The sequence below is a fragment of the Streptomyces bohaiensis genome (genome assembly GCF_012033785.1).
Classification (GTDB): Bacteria; Actinomycetota; Actinomycetes; order Streptomycetales; family Streptomycetaceae; genus Streptomyces; species Streptomyces bohaiensis.
In genome coordinates, this window is record NZ_JAAVJC010000271.1 from 1 (window position 1) to 6,272 (window position 6,272).

At 72.3% G+C, this 6,272-nt stretch carries 4 protein-coding genes and 1 pseudogene; all 5 read right to left on the reverse strand.

Features of this window, described 5'->3' with window-relative positions:
• Positions 1-440, reverse strand: a pseudogene (locus HCN52_RS20570) (hypothetical protein); the annotation flags it as partial.
• Positions 441-459: 19 nt separating this feature from the next.
• Positions 460-1,869 (reverse strand): ATP-binding protein, encoded by a 1,410-nt coding sequence (locus tag HCN52_RS20575; protein ID WP_376767175.1) that lies wholly within the window; start codon positions 1,867-1,869, stop codon positions 460-462.
• A gap of 159 nt (positions 1,870-2,028) precedes the next feature.
• A complete protein-coding gene (locus HCN52_RS20580) occupies positions 2,029-3,588 on the reverse strand; it encodes an SCO6880 family protein (RefSeq protein ID WP_168089946.1) in 1,560 nt (519 codons plus the stop codon).
• The gene (locus HCN52_RS20585) at positions 3,585-4,838 is read right to left on the reverse strand and encodes a hypothetical protein (protein WP_168089947.1); all 1,254 of its coding nucleotides are present in this window, start codon (positions 4,836-4,838) and stop codon (positions 3,585-3,587) included. Before HCN52_RS20585 ends, HCN52_RS20580 begins: the two co-directional genes overlap by 4 nt.
• On the reverse strand, positions 4,828-5,667 hold the full coding sequence (locus tag HCN52_RS20590) for a hypothetical protein (protein ID WP_168089948.1): 840 nt from the start codon (positions 5,665-5,667) through the stop codon (positions 4,828-4,830). The genes HCN52_RS20585 and HCN52_RS20590 overlap by 11 nt, the downstream gene beginning before the upstream one ends.
• Between the last annotated feature and the right edge of the window lie 605 nt (positions 5,668-6,272).

Here is a 6,272-nt window from a genome sequence, read left to right on the forward strand (position 1 = left end):
CCGCCCTCACCGGGGAGCCGTTCACCACGGTCCACCGCTGGGCGCAGAGCAGTCCCGCCGACCACCACGAGTTGGGCGGCGAAGACCAGCCAGAAGACCGCAGCTGTCGGCAGCGTGGCGGCCTCGGCCTGCGGCCAGGCGGCCGCGATGTCGGCGGGGCCGGTGAGGAGGGAGCGCAACGCGCCGGCGGTGGCGGTGAAGGTCACGTCCTGGGGCCACCGGCCGGTGCGCAGCAACCCGCCCAGGCCGGTGGAGGACCACACCAGCAGGGTCACGGAGATGGCGAGCGCGAGGGAGCCGACGATGGCCGCGTCCGGTACTCCGCCGCCACGGCGGACGGCAGGGGCGCCTGGGGCGTAGCGGCCGTCGGGCCCGTAGGGATCGGGGCCGTACGGATCGGAGGGCCCGTAGGGGTCGGGACCGCTCTGCGGGTGGCTCATCGGGCGGACCCTCCCGCGGTCACCGGGAGAACCGCTTGTCGAACGAGACGGGCCCGGCGTCCAGGGCCAGCGGCGGCAGTTCCTCCTCCAGCTCTGCCACGGCGCGTGGGGAGCCCTCGGTCATGGCGCGGTCGGTGAAGACCAGCGGGCGTTCGGCCTCGGTGATCAGGTGCTTGACCACCTGGACGTTGCCGTTGACGTCCCAGACCGCCATGCCGGGGGTGAGCGTCGGGATGATCTCCACCGCCCAGCGCGGCAGCCCGAGCACCTGGCCCGTCGCGCGGGCCTCGTCGGACTTCTGCGCGTAGACGGTCCGGGTGGAGGCCATCTTGAGGATGGCGGCCGCCTCCTTGGCGGCGGCGCCGTCGACCACGTCGGAGAGGTGGTGGACCACGGCGACGAAGGAGAGGCCGAGGCGACGGCCGAACTTCAGCAGCCGCTGGAAGAGCTGCGCCACGAACGGCGAGTTGATGATGTGCCAGGCCTCTTCCACGAGGAAGATGCGCTTCTTGCGGTCCGGCCGGATCCAGGTGTGCTCCAGCCAGACGCCGACCATCGCCATCAGGATCGGCATGGCGATGGAGTTGCGGTCGATGTGCGACAGGTCGAAGACGGTCAGCGGCGCGTCCAGGTCGATGCCGACGGTGGTCGGCCCGTCGAACATGCCGCGCAGGTCGCCGTCGACCAGCCGGTCGAGAACGAGGGCGACGTCCAGCCCCCAGGCGCGGACGTCCTCGGGGGCGACGTTCATCGCGTGCGCGGACTCCGGCCGGGGGTGGCGGAGCCGCTCGACGATGTCGGAGAGGATCGGCTGCCGCCCGGCGGTCTCCTGCGTGACGGTCTCCACCACGTGGGCGTGGGCGACCTTGAGGGCGAAACCGGAGCGTTCGTTGAGGCCGCGACCCATCGCCACCTCGATGATCGTGCGCAGCAGGGCGAGCTGCCCGGTGGCGGTGATCGCCGGGTCGAGCGGGTTGAGGCGGATCGACTGTTCGAGGGCGGCCATCGGGTCGAGCCGGATCGGGGTGATGCCCAGCGCCTCGGCAATGAGGTTCCACTCGCCGACGCCGTCCTCGCCCTGGGCGTCGAGGACGACGACCTGGCGGTCGCGGAACCGCAGTTGGCGCAGGACGTAGGTCTTCTCCAGCGCCGACTTGCCGTTGCCGGACTCCCCCAGCACCAGCCAGTGCGGGGCGGGGAGCTGCTGCCCGTAGAGCTGGAACGGGTCGTAGATGTAGCCCTTGCCGCTGTAGACCTCGCGGCCGATGATCACGCCGGAGTCGCCGAGTCCCGGTGCGGCGGTCGGCAGGTAGACGGCCTGCGCCTGACCGGTGGAGGTGCGGACCGGCAGCCGCGTCGTCTCGGCCTTGCCGAACAGCAGGCCGGTGAACGCGTCGGTGACGGCCGACAGGGGATCACGGGGCAGCACGGACGTACCTCCTCGCCTCGGGCCCGGCGGCGGACGGCAGCGGGCGGTCCGCCGGGTGGTCGGTGGGTGATGACGTGGTGGGGCCGGGGCGCGGGGCGGACCGGCGTACCGGCCGGCGGAAGGTTTCGCCCGTCGCGCCGCCGGAACCCGGGCGGCCGGTCACCGGATTCCCGTCGCGAACGGCAGCGTGTTCACGAACGCCCGGTGGTGCTCGCGATCGCACCACTCCAGTTTGAGGTAGGACTTCCCGGCGGAGGCGCGGATGGTGCGCTTGTCGCGGGCGAGTGCCTCCGGGTTCGGGGACGACACCGTCAGGTACCCGACGAGGTTGACCCCGGCGGCGCCGGAGGCCAGGTCGTCACCGCGCTGGTCGACGCGGCTGTGCGCGGCGACGTCCCGGGGGTCGACGGTGCGGTTCATCTTCGCCGCGCGGGCCGCCTCCGCCTCGTCGTTGGTCTTCTCCGTCAGCATCCGCTCGATGGCGACGTCGGTCGGCTCCAGGTCCATGCAGACGGCGACGGTGCGGATGACATCCGGGGTGTGGACCAGCAGCGGGGCGAGGAAGTTGACGCCGACCGGCGTCAGGGGCCACTCCTTGACCCAGGCGGTGGCGTGGCACCAAGGGGCACGGGTCACCGACTCCCGGGTCTTCGCCCGCAGGAACGTCGCCTCGCGGGCGTCGAGCTCCGCCGGCCAGGCGTTGCGCTGCGACATGGCCTGGATGTGGTCGATCGGGTGGTCCGGGTCGTACATCGAGTGGATCAGCGAGGAGAGCCGCGCCTCACCGAGCGGCTGCCGCACCCGGATGTCGGCCTCGGCCAACCGGGCGCAGATGTCCGTGAGTTCGCGCGCCATCACGACGGCGAGTGCCTCGTCCTGCGTCATGCGGGTGCCCCGGCCACCGCGGGAGGCGGCGCGGGAGGCGCGGGCGATGGTCGCCGCCTCGTGCGCGAGGTCCCCGTTGTGCCGCATGCAGGCGACCAGATAGGCGCGGTGCTGCTCGCTGGAGGTGGAGACCATCGACTGCAACTGGTCGTAGGAGTCCTGCAGCCAGGCCGGGGCGGTGAAGTCGCCGCGCTCGGAGACGTCGTGGGCGTGCGCGTCGGGGTCCGCCGGTAGCGTCCGCGCCAGCATCTGGAGCCGGGTGACGAAACCGTCGCCGTTGGCGACGTGCTTGAGGAGGGTGCCGAAGCGGTCGACCAGCGCCTCCTGGTCCTCGCTGTCGCGAAGACCGACGCCCGGGCCCTCGATCTCGATGGCGGCGGTCACGGTGCGGCGGTCCGCGTGGAGCAGCACGGCGATCTCGTCGGGCCCGAACGGGGCGGCCAGCCAGCTGACACGGCCGACGCCGGGCGGCGCGCCGACGGCGACCTCCCGGCCGTCGAGGGAGATCCCGGCCTCCGCCGCGGACGACCGGTAGCGGGCACCGCGGCGCTGCGTGCGCCGGAACGTCCGGTTGATCTCGAACCACTTGTAGAACGTACGGCCGTTGTACGGCACGAACACCGCCGCCAGTGCGAGCGCCGGGAACCCCACCAGAGCGATCAGGCGGGGCATCAGCGCGGGGATCAGAAGGCCACTCATCATGCCCAGGAAGGCACCGAGGAGGATGAGCGCGAGCTCGCCCGTCTCCCGGTTCTTGCCGATGATGGCATGGGGGCGCGCGCGGCCGATGAGGTAGGTGCGGCGCCGCGGGAACGACGCCGGGGGCGCGGTCACCGGTCACCTCCCTGCCGGGGCGCGCCGCCGGCCCGGCCGCCGCCCTCGCCGCCGCGCGCACCGTGGGCCGCCATGCCGCCCGCCATCGGGTTGCTGGGACGCGACGCCCCGCCGGACGCCTGGCCGCCGCCGCTCTGCGCACCGCCGCCCTCGCCACCGCGGGCCCCGTGGGCGCCCATGCCCTGCCGCAGCACGGTCGCCGGGGTGGCGATCGCGGCGCTGGCCGCGCGGCTGGAGGTGTCGCTGCGCATCGACCGGTGGCTGACGATGTCGTCGCCGAACCCGGGGACGAAGCGGTAGATCATGGCCGAGGCGAAGATCGCGAGGATGATGATGGCGAGGCCGGAGACGATCGCGGAGAACGCCGTCGGCCCCTCGGAGGTGGACAGCGCCGAGGCGAGGCCGAGCACGATCACGATGACCGGCTTCACCAGGATCACCGCCAGCATGATCCCCGCCCACCGGCGGACGTGGCCCCAGAGGTTCTTGTCGACCAGCCCCGCGTAGACGGCGGTGCCCAGCAGCGCACCGACGTACAACAGCGCTGCACGGATGACCAGTTCGAGCCAGAGCACACCGGCGGCCAGGATGGAGATCAGCGAGACGACGATCAGCATGATCGGACCGCCGCCGATGTCCTCGCCCGATTCGAGCGCGGCGCTGAACTGGCCGAAGAACGCATCGGAGTTGTCGCCCGCCCCGGAGGCGATCACATCCGTCACACCGTCGGTCGCGGCGACGATCACATAGAGGATCAGCGGCGTGAACGCCGAGGCCATGACGGTCAGCCAGAGATAGCCGACCGCCTCGGAGATCGCCGTCGTGAGCGGCACGCCGCGCACGGCCCGCTTGGTGACGGCGAGCAGCCACAGCGTCAGGGTGAGGACGGTGGACGCGGCGAAGACCACGGCGTACTGGCGGAGGAAGGCGGGGTTGGTGAAGTCGACGTTGGTGGTGTTGCTGACGGCTGTGGAGAGCTGGTCCACCACCCACGCGGCGGCCTCGGCGCAGCCCTGCGCGAGCGTCGTCAGCGGGTCGAGCGTGGTGTCGAGCCGCGGGGTCTGCACCCCGCCACCGGCACCGTCACCGTCGAGGCAGTAATTCTGAGCGGGCCCGCGGATGAGCTCGCAGGGGTCCTCCTCGGTCTCGTCCTGTGCGACGGCACGCCCGGCCGAAGCAGCACCGAGAGCGAGGAAGGCACCCAACCCGCCCCCGAGCGTGAACCACCGTGTCCGGGCGTTAGCGCGCATACGTGAAGCCTCCGTACTGCTCGCTGGCCTCTGCCATTTCCTCTGCCGTGGAAGCACGCTGGTCCCGGCCCACGGGGACCGGCCCGTCGGTCTGGTCGAAGTCCACGACCTTCCAGTCGTCCTCTTCCCAGACCAGTTGGAAGGTGTTGGTGTACCAGGCCTCGGTGACCGGGTTGGTCGAGGCCTCACCGGCGAGGCCGAACAGCGAGGTGTACCAGACGGAGACCGTGGCGGACTGCTCGTCGTACTCGATGAGGTTGGTCCCGACGGGAACGACCCGGGCCACGAACGTCATACCGGAGGGGGCCGACGCGGACTCGTCGAGGCCCACACGCTCCAGGAACTGCGCATCGGTGTATATGCGTTCGAGTTCGCTGCCCCGCCCGGCAGCCGCCTCGACTGTGTATATCGAGTCGACGATGGCCTGCCGGGTCACGGTGGTGAACATGCCTTCGCCGCCGAGGGCCACGGCGTAGTTGGCGGCGGCGCTCTCGGCGCCCTGCTGGGTCTGCGGGAAGCCGCTCGGTATGCCGTTCAGGGCGGTGCCCACGGGGTCTTCGCCGCTGGGAGCGGTGGGGGCGGGCCCGGGGTTGCGTGAGGAGTCGCCGTCGGCGGCGCCGCTCGACGCGTCGTCGTCGCCGGCCCGGTTGGCGAACACGATCGCGGCGATCAGGATCAGGAAGACGCCGACGACGGTGGAGAGGCTGCGGCGGGGCGACGCGCCACCGCGCCGTCGCCGGTCGGCGGGTTCCTCGTCCGGGTAGTGCGTCCGTGTCTGCGAGGGGATTCCGCGCTCGCTCGCATCGTCGTAGTCGTCGCCGTAGCTCATCGTCCGCGTCCCCTCAACGGCAGCGAGTCTATTACCTCCTCACACGACGTTAGCGCTTGTGGCACTGGACCGAGTCGAAGCTGACCGGATTGACCGGTCCGCGAGACCGTCCCCTCACACGGTGCGCGCCGTGCGCGGGCGCCGTGAGCAGTCATGGCCGCGGTGCGACGGGGCGCCCGGCGGCCCGATTCCGGAACGAATGCCACCGCGATGGGTGGTACGACCAGCTTGTCGCCCGGGTACGCCCCCTCGACCCGGCGGTGCGCCCGCGCGCGGGCGGGTGGCTCGCGGGGGTCGCGGGACGTGGGGGCGCGGCCGGTGGCGACCGTGAACAGCCGCGGGTACAGCAGTGATTCGGCCATCACGTGTGTCGCGGCGGGCGGTGCCAGGGACGATCAGCCGCCGTGGCCGCCGCGGCGTGCCGCGGTCAGCGGCGGATGACCGGAGCGCGGTCGGGTGCCACCTGCGGCAGGGCGGCGACGCGCTGGAACGGTGGCGGACCCGCTGCTGCTGCCGGGCGGGGCTCGACGCGCAGCGGGTCGGCCCCGGTCACGGCGTTGGCGCGAGCGGCGCCGGCGAGGAAGCGGGCGGTGCCGGTACCGCGC

Coding starts and splice junctions, on each gene's coding strand:
- HCN52_RS20585 (WP_168089947.1), bottom strand. CDS start 4,838: ATGCGCGCTAACGCCCGGACACGGTGGTTCACGCTCGGGGGCGGGTTG.
- HCN52_RS20590 (WP_168089948.1), bottom strand. CDS start 5,667: ATGAGCTACGGCGACGACTACGACGATGCGAGCGAGCGCGGAATCCCC.